We start from the raw sequence: 18,977 nt of genomic DNA, 5'->3' as shown, positions 1-18,977 counted from the left end.
CTCCCCGGGCGCAGAAGACCTGAATGGAATATGCCACTCGGTCGGGTGAACGCCCTCTTCGCGCAACGGGAGCTGCGGGTAGCGTCGATCACGTCAGCCGGAGCAATGGCCGACATGACACCGGAACCACTCGCTGAACCGGAGAGAAACATGGCTATTCGTCAAGGCGCTACGGAAAACTGGACCAAGTCCTCGTACTCCGCCAACGGTGCCTGCGTCGAGGTCAAGTCCCCCGCCGTCGAGTCCATCGCGGTCCGCGACTCGAAGGTGCAGGACGGCCCGTCCCTCACCTTCGCGCCCGGCTCCTGGACCTCCTTCGTCGCCGAGGTGACCGAGGGCCGGCTGGGACGCCTCGTCTGAACGTTGAGGCGACCCTTACGGCCAGAAGCACCAGCGCGACCCGCATTACCTGCACCACTGACTGGAGCCCTCTCGACCGGCCCGCCGTCGCCTGCCGAGGGGGCTCGGCCATGTCCGAGCCCCGGACCCCCGGCCCGGGCCCCGAGCTCCGGACGCCGGGCTACCTCAGCTGGTCCACGTACCGGTCCGTCCCCGGCACCGTCGGGATGAACGGCGCCACCAGCTCCACCCGTCCCAGCCCCGATTCCGCGACCTCCGCGTCCAGCCCCTGGAACCGGTCCCAGCAGCTGCGCGGGTCGGCCTCCAGGAACCACAGCAGGGTCAGCCGGGTGTCGACCCCCTCCACCTGCTTGACGTAGGTCATCCGGTCCCCGGGCAGCGGCGTCGGCCGGAAGACGGTGACCATCGCGGCAGGCGATCCGGCCAGCCGCTTGGGCAGGGCGCGCGAGCGCAGCCACTCCAGCAGCTCGGCCCGCTGCTCCGGGCCCTCCGCGTCGATGACCTGGACCACGAGCCCGCCGTACGGATGGTCGAGGGCGTGGAAGTCGCGGGGGCCTGCGGCTCCGTCCCGGTAGACGGTGGCCTCGTGGTCCTGGAACGCGGTGAAGACGTGGGTGCGGTCCTGGTAGACCCGGCCGTCGCGGTTGAGGCGCTTGTTGATGCCGACGGTCCACTTCATGTGCTCGTCGTAGCGGCCCTCGGTGACCCAGTAGGTGGAGATGTAGCACCCGGCGGTCACGGGCTGGGCCACGGCCGACTTCTCCGGGTAGCGCAGCTCCTGGAGCTCGCGGGTGGCGACCCAGCGCCGGCCGGCGTACATCCAGGGCATGGCCATGGCGCCGGCGTAGTAGTGATCGTCCTCGTACCAGCGGTTGTACGCGAACTCGTGGCCCGGGTGCGGTTCGACCATGGTGATCAGCGCGTGGCCGGGGTGGACTCCGTAGGGGCCGACCGAGGCGAGCTCGGCGTAGTCGTCGGCCCGGGTGTTCCGCTCGTCTGCTGTCATGAAGACGGTCTAGCTGATGCGACGTCAGATGGGGAGCCCTCGGAGGCCGTTCAGCATCCGATACATAGATGCCGTCTACACCTTCCCGCGGCTACGATGCGCGCACCCGCCTCCCGAAGGAGCTCCCGTGCCCGCCTCAGCGCCCGTCTCCGCCCTCACTCCCCCGCCGGCCTTCGCCGCCTGGATCCGTACGACCGCCCCCTCCGCCGTACGCGAGATCCTCGCCGTCACCGCCCGGCCCGGCATGATCTCCTTCGCCGGCGGCCTGCCCGCACCCGAGCTCTTCGACGCCGAAGGCCTGCGCGCCGCCTACGACTCCGCCTTCGCGCGGTCCGCCCGCCGCGCCCTCCAGTACTCGACCACCGAGGGCTCCCCCGAACTGCGCGCGGCGGTGGCGGCCCGGCTCGACGCGCAGGGTCTGGCGACCACCGGGGACGACCTGCTGATCACCACCGGATCGCAGCAGGGACTCGGCCTGATCACCACCGCGCTGATCGAGCCGGGCGACACGGTGCTCGTCGAGAACCCCACCTACCTGGCGGCGCTCCAGGGGTTCCGGCTCGCGGGCGCCCGGGTGCTCCCCGTGCCGTGCGACGACCGGGGCATCCTCCCGGACGCGCTGGCCGAGCTCGTCGCCCGCGAACGCCCCAAGCTGCTCTACACGATCCCCACCTTCCAGAACCCGACCGGCCGCACCCTGCCCGCCGACCGCCGGGCCGAGATCGCGGCGGTGGCGGCCCGGCTCGGCCTGTGGCTGCTGGAGGACGACCCGTACGGGGACCTCCGCTACGAGGGCCGCGCACTGCCGCGGCTCGCCTCCCACCCGGGGGCCGAGGACCGCACCGCGCTCCTCGGCAGCTTCTCGAAGGTCATGGCCCCCGGGCTCCGGCTCGGCTGGCTGCGCGCGCCGGCGGCGCTGCTGCGCGGGGCGGTGCTCGCGAAGCAGGCGGCGGATCTGCACACCTCGACGGTGGACCAGCTGGCGGTGGCGGAGTACCTGCGGGCGGTGGACCTCGACGCGCACGTGGCGCGGGTGCGGGACGCGTACCGGATCCGGCGGGACGCTCTCCTGTCAGGGCTGGCCGATGCCCTTCCCCCGGGGTCCACGTGGAACCGCCCCGAGGGCGGCATGTTCGTCTGGGCCCGCCTTCCTGAAGGCCACGACGCGACGGCCCTGCTCCGCGCGGCCACCTCCCGGGGGGTCGCCTTCGTCCCCGGGGCCCCCTTCTTCGCCCGGGACCCGGACCCCCGGACCCTGCGGCTGTCCTTCACGACGCACACCCCGGAGGAGATCGCGGAGGGCCTCCGCCGCCTGGCCGCGTAGCGCGGGACCGACCCTGCGGGGCGAAGTCCCCGACCCACCCTTCCACCGTTCCCCGGGCGCCGCCCGGACCCGCGCCTCAATCGCCGGCGGGGCTGGTGTGTCCCCGGGCGCTGCCCGGACCCGCGCCTCAAACGCCGGCGGGGCTGGGTGCATCCCCGGGCGCCGCCCGGACCCGGTCCTCAAACGCCCGCGGGGCTGGCTGTGTCTCCGGGCGGTGCCCGGACCCCGGTCCTCAAGCGCCGGACGGGCTGGGAAGGGGGTCCCGGGCTGCGCCCGGACCCCCTGGGGCTCCGCCCCAGACCCCGGTCCTCAAACGCCGGACGGCTGGATGTGGCTGGGGTCGGCCTGCACCTGTACGCCGGAGGGGCTGGGAAATCCAGCCTCGCCGGCGTTTGAGGCGCCGCCGGAGGCACATCCAGCCCCTCCGGCGTTTGAGGAACGGATCCGGGCGGCGCCCGGGAAGCCCCGCGCAGCGGCAATCCCACCCCGAACCCGAACCCGCACCTGCGGGCCGGCGTCGGCCAAAATCCAGCCCCTCCGGCGTTTGAGGAGCGGGGGGCCGGGGGCCGGTTCCCGGGAACGGTGGGGCGTCGGGGACTTCCCTCCCCGCGTCCCGCGCCGTAGCCTGACGCCCCGTCAGATTCATCGGGCCGTCAGGAGACCTCACCATGTCGCTGCTGCTGCAAGGCAAGACCGTCATCGTCTCCGGCGTAGGGGCCGGGCTCGGCCACCAGGTGGCCGCCACCGTCGTCCGCGACGGCGGCAACGCCGTGCTCGGGGCGCGGACCGAGGCCAACCTCGCCAAGTCCGCCGCCGAGATCGACCCCGACGGCACGCACACCGCGTTCCTGCCGACCGACATCTCCGACGAGCGCCAGTGCGAGGCCCTCGCCGCCCTCGCCCAGGAGCGGTTCGGCGGGGTCGACGCCGTCGTCCACGTCGCCGCCTGGGACTCGTACTTCGGCGGCCTAGAGGACGCGGACTTCGGCACCTGGCAGCAGATCCTCGACGTGAACCTGCTCGGCACGCTGAGGATGACCCGCGCCGCCCTGCCCGCGCTGAAGCGGACCGGCGGCAGCGTCGTCATCATCGGCACCCAGTCCGCCATCGCCGCCCCCAACGAGGTGCAGCAGGCCGCCTACGCCGCCTCCAAGGGCGCGCTGACCTCCGCCATGTACTCCATGGCCCGCGAGCTCGGCCCGCACCGCATCCGTGTGAACACCGTGCTCCCCGGCTGGATGTGGGGTCCCCCGGTGCAGGCCTTCGTCACCTTCACCGCGCACACCGAAGGCGTGCCGGAGGCCGAGGTCCACGCCCGGCTCACCGACCGGATGGCGCTGCCCGACCTGGCCACCGACGGGGACGTCGCCGACGCCGCCGCCTTCCTCGCCTCGGACCGCGCACGGGCGATAACCGGCCAGTCCCTGCTGGTCAACGCCGGGGAGCTGATGCGATGAGCCCCTCCGTGCCCGCGCGAGCGGATCGTATGCTCGGGCCATGACCACTCCGAGTGACGCTCCGACCGAGAACTCGATGCGCCGCGCGCTCCGTCGCGCCCGCGACGGCGTCGCGCTCGACGCGACCGAGGCGGCCGTGCTCCTGCAGGCGCGCGGCGAGGCCCTGAAGGACCTCGCCGCCTCCGCCGCCCGGGTCCGGGACTCCGGCCTCGAAGCCGCGGGCCGGCCCGGTGTCATCACGTACTCGCGCAAGGTGTTCATCCCCCTCACCCGGCTGTGCCGGGACAAGTGCCACTACTGCACCTTCGTCACGGTCCCCGGGAAGCTCCGCCGCGAGGGCCACGGCATGTACTTGTCCCCCGACGAGGTCCTCGACATAGCCCGCAAGGGCGCGGCCATGGGCTGCAAGGAAGCCCTGTTCACGCTCGGCGACCGGCCCGAGGACCGCTGGCCCGAGGCCCGCGAGTGGCTCGACGCGCACGGCTACGACGACACCCTCGCCTACGTGCGCGCCATGGCCATCCGCGTCCTGGAGGAGACCGGCCTCCTCCCCCACCTCAACCCGGGTGTCCTGTCCTGGTCGGATCTCCAGCGGCTCAAGCCCGTCGCCCCCTCGATGGGCATGATGCTGGAGACCACCGCCACCCGGCTGTGGTCCGAGCCCGGCGGCCCCCACCACGGCTCCCCCGACAAGGACCCGGCCGTCCGGCTGCGCGTCCTGGAGGACGCGGGCCGCTCCAACGTCCCCTTCACCACCGGGGTGCTGATCGGCATCGGCGAGTCCTACGAGGAGCGCGCGGACGCCTTCTTCGAGCTGCGCCGCATCCAGCGCAGCTACCACGGCATCCAGGAAGTCATCGTCCAGAACTTCCGGGCCAAGCCCGACACGGCGATGCGCGGCATGCCCGACGCGGAGCTGGAGGAGCTCGCGGCGGCCATCGCCGTGGCCCGCCACATCCTCGGCCCGAGCGCCCGCATCCAGGCCCCGCCGAACCTGGTGGACTCCGAGTACGCGCTGCTCATCGGCGCCGGCATCGACGACTGGGGCGGCGTCTCCCCGCTCACCCCCGACCACGTGAACCCCGAGCGCCCCTGGCCGCACATCGAGGAGCTGGCGCGGCGCACCGCGGACGCCGGCTTCACGCTCCGCGAACGCCTCACCATCTACCCGGAGTTCCTCCAGCGCGGCGAACCCTGGCTGGACCCGCGCCTGCTGCCCCACGTCCGTGCGCTGGCCGACCCGGAGAGCGGGCTCGCGGACGAGTCCGCGACCGTCGAGGGCCGGCCGTGGCAGGAGCCGGACGAGGGCTTCGCCTCGTTCGGGCGCACCGACCTGCACACCACCATCGACACGCAGGGCCGTACCACCGACCGGCGCGACGACTTCGACGAGGTCTACGGCGACTGGGAGGCCCTGCGCGAGGCGGCGGCCCCCGGCATGGTCCCCGAGCGCATCGACACGGACGTACGGGCGGCGCTCGCGCAGGCCGCCGACGACCCGACGCGGCTCACCGACGAGCAGGCGCTCGCCCTGCTGCACGCGGACGGCCCCGCGCTGGACGCCCTCTGCCGGATAGCGGACGACCTGCGCAAGTCCGTGGTGGGCGAGGACGTCACGTACATCGTGACCCGCAACATCAACTTCACCAACGTCTGTTACACCGGCTGCCGCTTCTGCGCCTTCGCGCAGCGCCGCACGGACGCGGACGCGTACACCCTCTCGCTCGACCAGGTCGCCGACCGGGCCGCCCAGGCGTGGGACGTGGGCGCGGTCGAGGTGTGCATGCAGGGCGGCATCCACCCGGACCTGCCCGGGACGGCCTACTTCGACATCGCGCGGGCGGTGAAGGAGCGCGTCCCCGGCATGCACGTGCACGCCTTCTCCCCGATGGAGGTCGTCAACGGCGCGACGCGCACGGGCATGTCGGTACGGGACTGGCTGACGGCGGCCAAGGAGGCCGGCCTCGACTCCATCCCCGGTACGGCGGCGGAGATCCTGGACGACGAGGTCCGCTGGGTCCTGACCAAGGGCAAGCTGCCGGCGGCCGACTGGATCGACGTCGTCTCGACGGCGCACGAGCTCGGCATCCGCTCCTCCTCCACGATGATGTACGGCCACGTGGACCAGCCCCGCCACTGGCTGGGCCACTTCCGCACCCTGGCGCGCATGCAGCAGGAGGCGCGGGCCAAGGGGGTGGAGGGCTTCACGGAGTTCGTGACGCTGCCCTTCATCCACACCAACGCCCCCGTCTACCTGGCGGGCATCGCCCGCCCCGGCCCGACGGTGCGCGACAACCGCGCGGTGACGGCGATGGCCCGCATCCTGCTCCACCCGCACATCACCAACATCCAGACCAGCTGGGTGAAGCTGGGCTCGGACGGTGCGGCCGAGATGCTCCGGTCGGGCGCCAACGACCTGGGCGGAACCCTGATGGAGGAGACCATCTCCCGGATGGCCGGGTCGAGCTACGGCTCGTACAAGTCCGTCCAGGACCTGATCGCCGTCGCCGAGGCGGCCGGCCGGCCCGCGAAGGCCCGTACGACCCTCTACGGCGAGGTCCCGGAGGAACGCCAGGCCGCGGCCCGCGCCTCGGACGGGCACCTGCCGGAGCTGTTGCCGGTCCTGGACTGACACGGCACGGAAGGTGGGGGTACGTCCCCGTACAACCTTCGGAGACGTTCGACGGTCTCCTCAGAGATCGTCGAACGCATCTCCGGGGGTTTCATGAACAAGCGCATCAACGGCGTGCTCTGCACGGCGACCGTCCTGGGGCTGGGGGCCGCCGCGCTGGCCGTGCCCACCACGGCCGCCCAGGCCGCCGTCTTCAAACCGCTGCAGTTCAGCGCACGCGTGGTGCACGAGCAGGTCATCCTGGACTTCGGCACCGCGGTGGTGCCCAAGGACCTCAAGGTGCACCTGCGCAAGAAGGGCACGACCGCGCGGGTGGCCACCGTCAGGAGCTTCACCGCCGCCCCCGAGGGGGTCCAGACCGCCCCGCTGAAGCTCGCCGCGCTCGGCGAGTACGCCGTCGACGTGGAGTACGACGGCCCCCAGGGCGAACCCGTCTCCCACAAGGACAAGACGAGCCTGAACTACCAGGTGCGGCCGTCCTTCACGAACCTGAAGGCCTCGAAGCCGGTGTCCCTCGCGGACCCGCAGACGGTGGTCTCGGGTGACATCAAGCTCTACGACCCGCGCAACGGCGCGCTGAAGCCCTATCCGGGCACGTTCACGGCCCGGACCGGCACCGTCACCACACCGGTGACCCCCGACGCCCAGGGACACTTCGCGTCGAAGATCACGGTCAACGGCGCCGAGTCCGGTACGAAGGCGATCGACGCCGACGCCACGTACGTCCACCTCGCGGGCGAGGCGAACGGCATCAAGGACCAGGAGTCCCTGCCGGTGCGGGTGACGCCGGGCGCTGCCGCACGCATCACCCTGGACTCCTCGACCCTGACCGGCCCCTTCGGAACGGAGGGCAAGATCGGCGGCACCGTCACCTGGAAGGCCCCCGACGGCACGTGGAAGCCGGCGCCCGCGGGCATGAGGGTCGCGGTCAACACCACCCCCGCAGCGGCGAAGTACCTGACGACGGACGGCGCGGGCCGGTTCGAGGGGTCTTTCCCCCTGCCCTTCACGGATGACGACCCGTGGCAGGTCCGCACCGCCTCGCCCTGGGTGGCCGAGACCGCACAGAACGTGACGGTGGACACCACGGGCGGGACCGCCTTCCACGACTTCACGGCCCAGTTGTACTCGTCGAAGGCCGTGTGGGTGAACGCCAAGCTCGACGTCGTCGAGAGCCCGGCGGGCACCCCCTACACGTCGAGCGTGGCCGTCCAGCACTCGGTGGACGGCAAGACCGGCTGGACCACGGTCGGTTGGAAGTGGGTCAACACCGATCCGGGCCGCAGCCGCACGGAGAGCGTCGGCGGGGAGATTCCCGACCCCGGACCGGGCTTCGTGCGACTGAACTTCGAGGGCAACCCGAACTTCCGGGGTTCGGTGACGCCCGCCGTCCGGCTGAACGAGCGGAAGGCGACGGCCATCTCGGAGTTCAACGCCGCGCCCGAGCCGGTCAAGAAGGGACAGCCGATCACGGTCACGGGCAAGCTCACCGAGACCGACGCCGCCCGCACGCCGCTGGTCGGCGCGACCGTCCACTACTACTTCAAGCCCGCCGGAAGCACGAAGTGGCAGGGCATGGGCTCCACCAGGACCCTGGCGGACGGCACCTTCTCCCGGAAGTTCCCCGCCGACGTGACCGGCACGTGGAACGCCCGGTTCCTGTACGTCACCTCGCCGCACTTCTTCTCGCTCAGCCGCTACGACGACGTCGTCGTCACTCCGTGACCCGGTCCCGGACGGGCGCGGGTGCGGGCGCGGGTGCGGGCGCGGGTGCGGGCGCGGGTGCGCCCGCGCCCGTCCGGGAAGTCCTGCCTAGCCGACCAGGAGGTCCTTCTTGAGCTGCTTCAGCTCGCGGCCGTCGATGCCGAGGCCGCTCTCGAGGTAGTTGTCGAAGCTGCCGAACTTCGACCGGACTTCCTCGTACCCGGCGTTGAGGTACTCCGGGCGCACGTCGAGCATCGGCTTGTAGACGGCGGCCTGGGCGGCCGGCAGGTGCGAGAGGATCGCGTCGTTGGCGGCCTTGCGGTAGTCGTTGCTGGCCAGGTAGTCGGCCATCACGGTCTCGCTCGGCACGCCGAGGGCGGTCAGCAGGGAGGCGTTCGCCCAGCCCGTACGGTCCTTGCCCGCGGTGCAGTGGAACAGGACGCCGCGGTCGCGGTTGCGCTCGAAGCCCTCGAAGACCTGGGTGTAGGCCTTCTTGCCGCCCTCACCGCTGACCATCGCCTTTTCTGCGTCGACCATGGCCTTGACGGCCTCGTCGGGGGTCCTGGGCATGGCCTGGAACGAGCCGGAGCCCGCGAAGACGTCGGCGACGACGTAGTTCGCGCCGGCCGGGACCTTGTCGGCGTCCTTGGTCCGCTCGCTCTCCATGCGGAGGTCGAAGATCGTCTTGACGCGGAGGCGCTGGAGCTTGGCCAGGTCGTTGTCGGTGAGCTTGTTGAGGGCGTCGGAACGATAGATCTCGCCCATCTTGACCCACTGGCCGTTGGTGGTGCGGTAGCCGCCCGCGTCACGGAAGTTGACGGTGCCTTCGAGCTTGATCAGCCGGTCGGCCAGGCGCAGACCCTCACCACGCTCGGGCTCGAAGTCGAACCACTGCCGGTCGGCGGCGGGCAGCCCGCCGACCACGGCCTCGCCCTGGGCGCCGCCCTTCGCGACGACCTTGCCGTTCGCCTTGATCTCCACGCGCTTGGTGCCCTTGGCGTTCCACTTCAGCGTGTACGCCCCGTCGGCCCCGGCGGTGACGGTGGCCTCGGTGAAGGGGATGGAGGAGTGGCCGTGGTGCCGGCCGCCCCAGGGGAGGTCCCACCCGGAGGAGGACGCCGAGGCGGCGGGAGCCGCGACGAGGGCGAGGGTGAACGTGGAGGCGACGACGGTCGCAGCGAGCAGTGCCTTCTTCATGCCCCGAGGCTCCGGGCCCGCGGCCAACGCCGCGTGAACACGGAATGGCTGGACGCAGCCATCGGAAAGACACCTGGCAAAACGTGCCGCTGAGGCACCAATCGGCTTACTAGACGGAGGTAGTCAACCATGCGCACGAACAGGAATCTCGTGACCGCGGCACTCGTGCCGACGCTGGCCCTGGGGGGCATCGGCCTCGGAACCGCCGCCACGACCGTCCTCGCGACGGCCGGGGTGGCCGCGGCGGCTCCGACGGCCGAGGTGGCCGCGGCGTCGTCCTGGAGCACGCCCACTCCGATGCCGGGACTGCCCGACGGCATGCACATCAAGGATCTGGTGACGATGTGGGACGGGAGGTCGGTGGCCGTCTGGTACTACCAGGCCCCCAACCGGACGGACGCCGCACTCATGACGTCGATCCGGCCCGCCAACAGCACCGTCTGGGGCAAGCCGATCCAGCTGGACCTGGTCCGGGCCTCGCTCGACAGCGTGAAGCTGGTGGCGGATCCGGACGGATCGACGTCCCTGGCGTGGATCAGCGGTCTGTCGGAGTCCGCGGCCGAGATCAAGACGGCGCGGCTCCCGGAGGGCTTGAGCCAGTGGACCGACCACTCCAGCTTGCCTTTCAAGGCCGGCACCACGGTCAAGGACTTCAGCTACGCCTACGACCCGGACTCGGGCCGGCGGATGGCCGTGTGGCGCGCGACGGGATCGGACGACAAGCTCTACGCCTCCCAGAGCTCGCCCAGCCAGGGCTGGTCCACTCCCGTCTCCCTCGCCTCCACCACGGTCGCGCCCCGGGTGGCAGTGGGACGGGACGGGACCTTCACCGTCGCCGCCCAGAACGGCTCCGGCGTCTTCACGCTGACCAAGGCGGCCGGTTCCACCCGGTGGAGCGGCCCCGTGGTCGTGTCCGGCGCGAGGAAGGTGAGCACGCCGCCCCTGCTGAGCGTCGGCCGCGACGGCACGACGGCCGTGTCCTGGAGCTACGCGACGGGACAGAACGAGGAGACCGGGGACGAGGGGAACAACTACGTCCTCACCTCCGTGCGCAAGGCCGGCTCCAGCACCTGGGGCGCCCCGGAGGAGCTCATGGGGTGGGGCTCCTCGGCCGTCCTGCAGGCGTCGCTGATCGGGCCGAAGGGGGAGATCACCCTCCTCTGGACGAACCACTCCTCCGAGGGGTCGTGGCTGCGCACCGCCACCCGGGCGCCCTCCGGGAGCTGGAGCGCCATCAAGGAACTCGACCTGGACGTGAGCCACACCCAGGTGGACGCCTCCATCGGCGAAGACGGCACGGTCGTGGTCGGTTGGCCGAGCGAAAGCCGCAAGGTGACGCACTTCGTCACCTCCGTCCGCCGCGACGGCGTCTGGGCCACCACGCGCACGCGGCTCAGCACCGTCCCGACGGAGGTGAAGGGCGCCGTCGCCGTGAATGGGGCCGCCGGCGAGGCGACGGCGGTCTGGCCGCAGGGCAACCAGCTGTGGGCGTCCGGCACCGGGATCTCCGCCGTGGCACCCAAGTTCCGGGACCACGCGGGCTGGAGCGGCGCCCCCGACCTGTTCGCGCAGAACGCCAAGGGCGACCTGTGGGTCTACCACGGCGCGAACCAGACGCTGTCGGACCGGACCTACGGGGGCAGCTGGCCGACCACCTCGTTCGTGGTCCCCTTCGGCGACCTGAACCGGGACGGCTGCAACGACACCCTGGTGCGTACGGCCGCGGGCGAACTGATCCGCTACACCCCGGCCTGCGGGACGGCCGTCACCCCGCAGTCCCCCGCCACCAAGATCGGCAGCGGCGGCTGGGGGCAGTTCGACGAGCTGACGTACTCCGGCGACTTCAACCGGGACGGCCTCCCGGACCTGGTCGCCCGTCAGGCCTCTACCGGCGACCTGTACCTGTACAAGGGCACGGCCGCGGGCACCCTGGCCAACGCCGGCAAGATCGCCACCGGCCGGAAGTCGATGCTCATCGTCGGTGCGGGTGACCTCAACGGCGACGGCAACGCCGACCTCCTCACCCGTACGAGCACCGGCTCCCTGTACCGCTACGACGGCACGGGCAAGGGCACCCTCGGCTCGCCCGTGAAGATCGCCTCCGGCTGGGGCGGCATGGTGAACGTCGTCGGCATCGGCGACCTGACCGGGGACGGCAAGAACGACCTCGTCGCCCGCAACGCCGCCGGCGAGCTCTTCCGCTACGCGGGTACGGGCCAGGGCACGTTCGGCGCCGCGGCGATCACCGACGAGAACTGGAAGGCCTTCGCGAACATCCGTTAGGACGGGAGGCGTTCCAGGGATTCCCGGGGGTTCCCGGGAACCTCTGCGGGGAACGGCGGAATCCAGCCGTTCCCCGTCTCCATACCGCCCCCGTGACCGACTGGTTCCGGACTCGATCGGTACTGTCCACTACAGTGCCCGCCAAAGCACGCGCGGGCAGTCCGGGGGGATCGACATGGACACGGCGACGGAAACGTCCGGGGAGCAGCAGAGCAGGCTCGGGGCGGCCCAGCCCCTCCAGCCGGCGCCGCCACCGCCGCCCGCCCCCGAGGCCACCGGCCGGGCCACCAGCCTCGGCCCCGCCACGGGCCCCGCCGCCGGCGCCACCCTCGGCGGCCGGGCCGCCGTCACCACCGGCCTGTGGGGCCGCACCGAGCAGCAGGACTTCCGTAGCCGCGTCAGGGGAACCCTCCTCGGCTCCGCCATCGGCGACGCCCTCGGCGCGCCCGTCTCCGCCCTCACCCTCCCCGAGCTCCTCGAGGCCCACGGCCCGGCGGGCCTGACCGAGCCCGCCCCCCGCACCACGGTCACCGCCGCCACGCAGCTCGGCCTCTTCACCGTGGACGGCCTGATACGGGCCCACGTACGCCGGGACACCGGCGCCTGGCACCCGCCGACCGACGTGCACCGCGCGTACCTCCGCTGGGCCCTCACCCAGAGCGACTGGGGCCCCGACGAGCGCCGCGAGGACAACGGCTGGCTCGCGCAGCAGGAGTGGCTCTACGCCCGGCGCTCCCCCGACCGCTCCTGCCTGACCGGTTTCGCCGACGGAGTCCTCGGCACGCTCGCCCAGCCGAAGAACCCGACCGCCCTGGACCCGGCCGCCGCCACCCGTTCCGCCCCCTTCGGGCTGCTGGTCGGCTGGGAGCCGGCCCTCGTCCTCCAGCTCGCCATCGAGTGCGCCGCGCAGAGCCACGGGCACCCCACCGCGTACCTGTCGGCGGGCGCCCACGCCGTCATCGTCCACGGCCTGACCCGCGGCGAGTCCCTCGACTCCGCCGTCCAGCGCGCCCTGGGCCTGCTCGGCGTCCGCCCCGGCCACCAGCCCGTCACGGACGCCCTGCAGCGCGCGCTCGGCGCCGTCACCACGGGCGTCCCGTCGCCGCAGACGGTCGAGGGCCTGTCCCCCGGCCACGGCCGCCACGCCGAGGAGGCCCTCGCCATCGCCGTGTACTGCGCCCTCGTCGCCGAGAACGTGGCCCACGGCCTGCGCCTCGCCGTGAACCACGGCGGCGACTCCGCGGCCACCGGCGTCCTGTGCGGCTCGCTGCTCGGCGCCCAGCACGGTGAAACGGCCCTCCCGGCGGCCTGGCTCGCCGACCTCGAAGGCCGCGCAACGGTCCTGGAACTCGCCGACGACTTCGCCCTGGAGATGACCCAGGGCCCCGCCCTCCACGGCCCGACCGCCACCTCCACCAGCTGGCTGAGCCGGTACCCGCGGGGCTGACACCGGGGGGACCGCCCGTGACCACCGCCACGGCCGTGGCCGACGCACGCCCCTGCCCTCCGCACGCGCGAAGCCGTACTTTGGCCCTCCCCAGACCACGGAGGTGTCAGCGCACATGCGGATCGCCACGACCGTCTTCCTGACCGACCGCACCATCGCTCCCGTCCCGCTCGCCCGAGCCTTGGAGGAACGCGGCTTCTCCGGTCTCTACCTCCCCGAGCACACCCACATCCCGGTCAGCCGCGTCACCCCCGCCCCCATGGGCGGCGAGCTCCCCGACCGCTACGGCCGCACCCTGGACCCCTTCGTGGCCCTGGGCCAGGCCTCCGCCGTCACCGAGCGGCTCCACCTCGGCACCGGCATCACCCTGGTCGCCCAGCACGACCCGATCGACCTCGCGAAGCAGGTGGCCACGCTGGACCACCTGTCCGGCGGCCGCGTCACCCTCGGCATCGGCTACGGCTGGAACGTGGAGGAGGCCGCCGACCACGGAGTCGAGTGGCGCACCCGCCGCGAACTGGTCCGCGACCGCATGGCCCTGATGCGGACCCTGTGGTCCCCGCAGCCCACGGCGTACGTGGGCCAGTTCTCCTCCGTCCAGGCCAGCTCGGCCCACCCCAAGCCGGTCCAGCCCCCGCGCGAACTCGCCCCGGGCGTCCCCCTGTACGGCCCCCGCACCCTGATCGGCGGCCAGGCCGGCCCGAAGCTCTTCGCAGCCATCGCCGACCACAGCGACGGCTGGCTCCCGATCGGCGGCGGCGGCCTGACGGAGTCCCTGCCCGCGCTGCGCCAGGTCTGGGAGGCCTCGGGCCGGGATCCCAAGTCCCTCCAGGTGGTCCCGTACGCCGTCCAGCCCACCCCCGGCAAGATGTCGCACTACGCCGACCTGGGCATCGAGGAGGTCGTCCTCCAGCTCCCCTCGGAGGACGAGCCCGCGATCCTGCGCATCCTGGACGAGTTCGCCCAGTACCTGTGAGAGCCACACGGGCACATTCATGCACATTCGGTACATTCACTGCATGAGTGAGCCTGTGATCGAGTCCATGATCGAAGTGGGCAGCCACCTGGCGGACGCCGTGGACCGCGCGCACCGCGAAGGCGTCCCCACGATCATCACGCGCGACGGCGCGCAGGAAGCCGTCGTGATCGGCATCGAGGAGTACCGCGAACTTCGCCGGCTCGTGGACGAGGCCGAGGACGCGTGGCTGAACAGACTGGCCGACGAGGCCGAGCGCGCAGGGGCCGCAGGGGCCGCCACGCTCGACGAGATGGCCGCCGTCCTCCGCCACGAAGAGTGCTGACCGATGGGACCGACCGCCTACGTCGCCCGCCTCACCCGGCACGCACAGCGTGACCTGCTCGGAGTCCCCCGCCCTGACGCCCTGCGCATCCTGGAACGGCTGGCCGAGTTCCAGACGGCCCTCACGGCGGGGGACACGAGGGCCTTCGACACCAGGGCCCTGCACGGGCACCCCGCACGCCGGTGGCTCCGCCTCCACGTCGGCGACTACCAGGCCGTCTACACGATCGAGGACGGCCGGCTCCTCATCTGGGTGCTCGCCTCCGAGCACCACCGCGAACCGCACCGGGACCACTGAGGAATCACCCCGGGGACCCAGCGCGCTTCCCGGCGCCGCGCGCTACCTGTGGCGGACGACCTGATAGACCGTCTGGGACACGGGCGCCGGGTGCGGGGTCTCGGCCTCGTTCCATCCGATCTCCTCGGCGCGCTTCTCGATGGCCTCGTGTGCAGCGCGAGCTGCGGCTTCGTCCTCGAAGAAGGCGACGGACAGTCCGTTGCCGGTAGCAGGATCGACGAGGTGGTACGCGCCGTGGACGCCGGGCACGGCTGCGGCGGCATCCAGCACCCAGCCCCGGTCGTCAGTCGGCATCGGTTCCCACACGGCCACCCTCGCGATCATCGCTGCCTCCGTCTCACTGTTCGGAGCCTCCAGAATGCAGCAGCTCCGCCCAGACCGTCTTCCCGACCAGCCGGTCCCTGACCCACCAGTCGGCGGCGACGGCCTCGACGATGCGCATCCCGTAGCCCGCCTCGTACGCGTGCGGCCGGACGGCCGGGCGGCGGTCCGGACGGCCCCTTCCGGCTCCTCGAAACCGAGGAGAACGAGTGCATGGGCTACGTCGAAGGCCAACAGACAGGCCAGGTGATCACGGACCTGAAAGACATCAGCCTCCTCCATCAACCGCCTTCGCGGGCGGGGTCACCGGGCCCTGAGCTGCGGGTACTTCGTAGAGCTGCCTCCGCACTTGTTCCCATCCCGACGCAGGCCGACCAGCCGCCGGGTGATTAAGTGGGGATCTTCAAAGTGCGAAGAATGATGGGGAGTTCAGAGTGAAGTCCGTTGTGCGGGGGACTGTGTGTGCCGTGGCGCTGGTAGCGGCGCTGACCGGCTGTGGGAGTGACGGGGACGCCGCGGATTCGCCTGTGGGCGTCGTCGGGATCGGAAGCGGCGACGGGAAGGGCAAGAAGTCCGGCACCCTCTCGGTGGACCAGGTGCGGGCGGCACTGCCGACCAACGAGGCACTGGGCAGCGTCTTCGTCGGCGACGACTTGGCGGCGATCGAGGGAGACCCGGCGCGCAAGCAATGCGAGAGCGACACCGGCACTCCGTGCACCGGCGTGGTGGCCGCCGGCCACAAGGAGGCTGCCGCGAGAGGGAATGCGGACGACGACGAGGTCGAGTTCACCCTCTTCTCGTTCGATTCGAAGGAGGCCGCGAGTGCCGCGGTGAAGGGCCTGGCAGCCAAGATCGCGAGCCGTGATCCCGCACCCCAGCCGACGAAGCTCACCACCGGCGCGGACGAAACCCAGGCCTTCACCAACGGCAGGTCCAGCACCCGTACCGTCATGCGCGTCGGCAATGTCGTGGCGTACGTCCAGGCGAGCATCTACGACACCGAGCACAGGAACCACATGTCCACGCTGCAGGTCGAGCTGATCAAGAAGGCCGGCTGACGGTCCTGACGGCCTGACGTGGGCCGCACTCCCTCACAGCCCGGTGGCCAGCCAGATGGTCACGGCCGCGGTGGTGACGAGCCCGACGTTGAGTGCGATCCGGCGGTCTTCGCCCGTCAGGTGGACGGCTATGGCCCCCGCCTGGAGGAGGACGAAGCCGCCGGCCGCTGCCGATGCCAGCGGGAGCGCGATGCCCGTCAGCGGCGGCAGGATCAGGCCGGTCGCGCCGAGGACTTCGACCGTCCCCAGCGCCCTGAGGGCGGGCAAGGGGATGCGGTCCACCCAGGACATCATGGGCCGGAGCTGATCAGGGCTGCGGATCACCTTCAGCGTGCCCGCGTAGAGGTAGAAGAGGGCGAGCAGTCCCGCGACGATCCAGTAGGCGATGTTCATGGTTTCCGTTCATCGGTGAGGGGTGCGGGGGCGAGGGGTGAGGGGTCCCGTCGGCTGCTTCAGCCGAGGCCGTCGGCAGGCTCGGTCGCGTAGCGGCTCATCGCGGCGGCATGGGCCTCGGGCGTCGGCGGCCGGCCACCGGCGAGCCCCTCCTGGAGGTCCCGGAAGTACTGCACGTACAGGTCGGGGGTGAACGTGCTGAGCATGACGGCGGGTTGGCCGGTCGGGTTGGCGAAGGTGTGCGGGGTGCCGGGCGGAACCATCACGAGCGTGCCCGCGGTGGCGTCGTGGTCCTCGTTCCCGACGGTGAACCGCACGGTGCCCGAGAGGATGTAGAAGCCCTCGTCGTGCTGGGCGTGGCGGTGCTGCGGGGGCCCCTGGGTGTGCGGGGCGAGGACGGACTCGGCGATCGCGAGACGGTGCCCCGTGTGGCTGCCGTCCTCCAGGACGCGCATGCGTGTGGTGCCCAGAACGATCGTCTCGCCGTCGTCGGGGCCCACCACCGATACGGCGGGAACGGCCTGCGGCCCGCCGGCCTCTGCTTCTTCGGTCATGCCCACAAGTGCACCGCCGGGGGCAGGCCCGCGTCCAAGACCCATCACGCGGGGCCGATACCCGGTGGGTATCGTTGCAGCGTGGAGCTAAGAACCTTGCGCTATTTCGTGGCCGTCGCCGAGGAACTCCACTTCGGCCGGGCGGCCACCCGGCTGCACATGAGCCAGCCGCCGCTGAGCCGTGCGATCAAGCGGCTGGAGGCCGAAGTCGGGGCCCTGCTGTTCGACCGCTCGGCCGGCGGCGTCACGCTCACTCCGGTGGGCGCCGTCCTGCTCGACGAGGCACGGGCCCTGCTCGACCACGCCGACCGCGTCCGTGCGCGCGTGAGCGCGGCAGCCGACGGCGCGACCCTCACCGTCGGCATCCTGGGCGACGGCACCGACCCGGGAGTGTCCAGGCTGGCCGCCGCCTACCGCCGGACCCACCCCGGCATCGACATCCGCATCCGCGAGACCGATCTGACCGACCCGACGTGCGGGCTGCGCTCCGGACTGGTCGATGTCGCCCTGACCCGGGCGCCGTTCGACGAGACCGCCTTGACGGTGCGTACGCTGCGGGCCGACCCGGTCGGTGTGGTCCTGCGCGCCGACGATCCGCTGGCCCGCTGCGACCGGCTGCGGCTGGCCGATCTGAACGAGCGCCGCTGGTTCCAGTTCCCCCGGGGCACCGACCCCGTCTGGCAGTCGTACTGGAACGGCGGCACGCCGCGTGAGGGCCCCGTGGTGCGCGCCGTCCAGGAATGCCTGCACGCCGTGCTGTGGAACGGCACGGTCGGCCTGGCCCCCCTCGGACACGACCTGCCCGCGGAGTTGGCCGTGGTGCCGCTGGTCGACATGGAGCCGAGCCGCGTGGTGGTGGTGTGCAACGAGGGCGACACCAACCCGTTGATCCGATCCTTCATCGGGATCGCGGCAGCCGCCTACCGCCACTGAGCCGGAGCGGCCTGCCTCCGGGCGCGGGCCTTCTTCGGTCGGCGGCGGTAGAGCTCCGCGAGCTCCCCCAGGGCCCGGGCCGCACGGGCGGTGAGGTCGGCAGCCGGGTCCGCGAGGCCCTGGCCGATCTGCCCGGCCTGGACCGCCTCAGACGGTGACGGCCTAGGCCTTCGGGAGCGGCTTCCAGTCCCGGGCCAGGAGGCCGTACAGGACCTCGTCCAGGAACTCGCCCATCACCCAGGCCGAGGAGCGCAGCACGCCCTCGCGGACGAAGCCGTTGCGCTCGGAAGCGCGGATCATCGGGATGTTGTCCGCCAGCGTCTCGATCTGCAGCCGGTGCATGCCGCGTACGACGAAGCCGTAGTGGCACAGGACCGCGACCACGTCGGTGCTGTAGCCCTTGCCGCGCGCGGACGGCAGCAGCCCGAGGCCGGCGTGCGCGGTCCGGTTGTGGTTGTCGATGCCCCACAGCGTCGCGGTGCCGACCAGGGCTCCGCTCTCCAGGTCCACCACGGAGAACGGCACGTGGCCCTGCTCCTTGTCGTCCACCTGGAACGGCAGGGCCTCCGAGCCGGCCATGAGCGGCCGCCACGGGTTCGCGGTGGCCCGTGAGGCGGTGACCACGTCGTCGTGAAGACCTGCATGGAGGAGGGGGATGTCGTCCTCGTGCCGGGCCCTGAGCCCCACCGTGTTGCCTTTTAGCATGCGAG

At 72.0% G+C, this 18,977-nt stretch carries 18 protein-coding genes; 12 read left to right on the top strand and 6 right to left on the bottom strand.

Features of this window, described 5'->3' with window-relative positions; all coding sequences use genetic code 11:
- Nucleotides 1-150 precede the first annotated feature (150 nt).
- A complete protein-coding gene (locus ACFRU2_RS27285) occupies nucleotides 151-360 on the top strand; it encodes a DUF397 domain-containing protein (RefSeq protein ID WP_382976680.1) in 210 nt (69 codons plus the stop codon).
- A 160-nt stretch (nucleotides 361-520) separates the two neighbouring features.
- Here the strand turns inward: ACFRU2_RS27285 and ACFRU2_RS27280 are convergent, their stop codons facing one another.
- Entirely contained in the window at nucleotides 521-1,366 is an 846-nt protein-coding gene (locus tag ACFRU2_RS27280; RefSeq protein WP_254386779.1) for a hypothetical protein, read from the bottom strand.
- Nucleotides 1,367-1,493: 127 nt separating this feature from the next.
- Between ACFRU2_RS27280 and ACFRU2_RS27275 the strand changes: the two genes are divergently transcribed.
- The 4 genes from ACFRU2_RS27275 to ACFRU2_RS27260 all read left to right on the top strand — a co-directional run bounded on the left by ACFRU2_RS27275 (nucleotide 1,494) and on the right by ACFRU2_RS27260 (nucleotide 8,504).
- Nucleotides 1,494-2,690: a PLP-dependent aminotransferase family protein gene (locus ACFRU2_RS27275; RefSeq protein ID WP_382976679.1), complete on the top strand. Its 1,197-nt coding sequence runs from the start codon at nucleotides 1,494-1,496 to the stop codon at nucleotides 2,688-2,690.
- A gap of 668 nt (nucleotides 2,691-3,358) precedes the next feature.
- Nucleotides 3,359-4,147, top strand: a complete 789-nt coding sequence (locus tag ACFRU2_RS27270; protein WP_382976677.1) for an SDR family oxidoreductase — start codon at nucleotides 3,359-3,361, stop codon at nucleotides 4,145-4,147.
- 40 nt (nucleotides 4,148-4,187) lie between these two features.
- On the top strand, nucleotides 4,188-6,779 hold the full coding sequence (locus tag ACFRU2_RS27265; protein ID WP_382976675.1) for a bifunctional FO biosynthesis protein CofGH: 2,592 nt from the start codon (nucleotides 4,188-4,190) through the stop codon (nucleotides 6,777-6,779).
- Between the two features lie 93 nt (nucleotides 6,780-6,872).
- Entirely contained in the window at nucleotides 6,873-8,504 is a 1,632-nt protein-coding gene (locus ACFRU2_RS27260; protein WP_382976673.1) for a hypothetical protein, read from the top strand.
- Between the two features lie 87 nt (nucleotides 8,505-8,591).
- Here the strand turns inward: ACFRU2_RS27260 and ACFRU2_RS27255 are convergent, their stop codons facing one another.
- Nucleotides 8,592-9,680 (bottom strand): tyrosine-protein phosphatase, encoded by a 1,089-nt coding sequence (locus ACFRU2_RS27255; protein WP_382976672.1) that lies wholly within the window; start codon nucleotides 9,678-9,680, stop codon nucleotides 8,592-8,594.
- A 129-nt stretch (nucleotides 9,681-9,809) separates the two neighbouring features.
- Here ACFRU2_RS27255 and ACFRU2_RS27250 point away from each other — a divergent pair, with 129 nt between their 5' ends.
- The 5 genes from ACFRU2_RS27250 (at nucleotide 9,810) to ACFRU2_RS27230 (ending at nucleotide 15,008) form a co-directional block, all read left to right on the top strand.
- Entirely contained in the window at nucleotides 9,810-11,963 is a 2,154-nt protein-coding gene (locus ACFRU2_RS27250) for an FG-GAP repeat domain-containing protein (protein ID WP_382976670.1), read from the top strand.
- A gap of 358 nt (nucleotides 11,964-12,321) precedes the next feature.
- Nucleotides 12,322-13,410: an ADP-ribosylglycohydrolase family protein gene (locus ACFRU2_RS27245; protein WP_382976835.1), complete on the top strand. Its 1,089-nt coding sequence runs from the start codon at nucleotides 12,322-12,324 to the stop codon at nucleotides 13,408-13,410.
- Between the two features lie 115 nt (nucleotides 13,411-13,525).
- A complete protein-coding gene (locus tag ACFRU2_RS27240; RefSeq protein WP_382976668.1) occupies nucleotides 13,526-14,386 on the top strand; it encodes a TIGR03619 family F420-dependent LLM class oxidoreductase in 861 nt (286 codons plus the stop codon).
- Between the two features lie 43 nt (nucleotides 14,387-14,429).
- The gene (locus tag ACFRU2_RS27235; protein WP_382976666.1) at nucleotides 14,430-14,711 is read left to right on the top strand and encodes a type II toxin-antitoxin system prevent-host-death family antitoxin; all 282 of its coding nucleotides are present in this window, start codon (nucleotides 14,430-14,432) and stop codon (nucleotides 14,709-14,711) included.
- A gap of 3 nt (nucleotides 14,712-14,714) precedes the next feature.
- Nucleotides 14,715-15,008: a type II toxin-antitoxin system RelE/ParE family toxin gene (locus tag ACFRU2_RS27230; protein ID WP_382976664.1), complete on the top strand. Its 294-nt coding sequence runs from the start codon at nucleotides 14,715-14,717 to the stop codon at nucleotides 15,006-15,008.
- Nucleotides 15,009-15,050: 42 nt separating this feature from the next.
- On the opposite strand, the gene ACFRU2_RS27225 is transcribed toward ACFRU2_RS27230, so the two are convergent.
- Nucleotides 15,051-15,332, bottom strand: coding sequence for a hypothetical protein (locus tag ACFRU2_RS27225; protein WP_382976663.1), 282 nt, complete (start codon nucleotides 15,330-15,332; stop codon nucleotides 15,051-15,053).
- Nucleotides 15,333-15,796: 464 nt separating this feature from the next.
- Here ACFRU2_RS27225 and ACFRU2_RS27220 point away from each other — a divergent pair, with 464 nt between their 5' ends.
- On the top strand, nucleotides 15,797-16,387 hold the full coding sequence (locus ACFRU2_RS27220; RefSeq protein WP_382976661.1) for a hypothetical protein: 591 nt from the start codon (nucleotides 15,797-15,799) through the stop codon (nucleotides 16,385-16,387).
- Between the two features lie 33 nt (nucleotides 16,388-16,420).
- On the opposite strand, the gene ACFRU2_RS27215 is transcribed toward ACFRU2_RS27220, so the two are convergent.
- Entirely contained in the window at nucleotides 16,421-16,780 is a 360-nt protein-coding gene (locus tag ACFRU2_RS27215; protein ID WP_382976660.1) for a DoxX family protein, read from the bottom strand.
- Between the two features lie 59 nt (nucleotides 16,781-16,839).
- Entirely contained in the window at nucleotides 16,840-17,334 is a 495-nt protein-coding gene (locus ACFRU2_RS27210) for a cupin domain-containing protein (protein WP_382976658.1), read from the bottom strand.
- An 81-nt stretch (nucleotides 17,335-17,415) separates the two neighbouring features.
- Between ACFRU2_RS27210 and ACFRU2_RS27205 the strand changes: the two genes are divergently transcribed.
- Nucleotides 17,416-18,267: a LysR substrate-binding domain-containing protein gene (locus ACFRU2_RS27205; protein WP_382976656.1), complete on the top strand. Its 852-nt coding sequence runs from the start codon at nucleotides 17,416-17,418 to the stop codon at nucleotides 18,265-18,267.
- 162 nt (nucleotides 18,268-18,429) lie between these two features.
- Here ACFRU2_RS27205 and ACFRU2_RS27200 read toward each other — a convergent pair whose 3' ends face one another.
- Nucleotides 18,430-18,972, bottom strand: a complete 543-nt coding sequence (locus tag ACFRU2_RS27200; protein WP_382976654.1) for a GNAT family N-acetyltransferase — start codon at nucleotides 18,970-18,972, stop codon at nucleotides 18,430-18,432.
- Nucleotides 18,973-18,977: the final 5 nt, after the last annotated feature.

This window comes from Streptomyces sp. NPDC056883 (assembly GCF_042788835.1).
In the GTDB taxonomy this organism is placed as follows: Bacteria; Actinomycetota; Actinomycetes; order Streptomycetales; family Streptomycetaceae; genus Streptomyces; species Streptomyces stoeckheimensis.
This window is presented reverse-complemented; position numbering and strand designations above follow the sequence as displayed.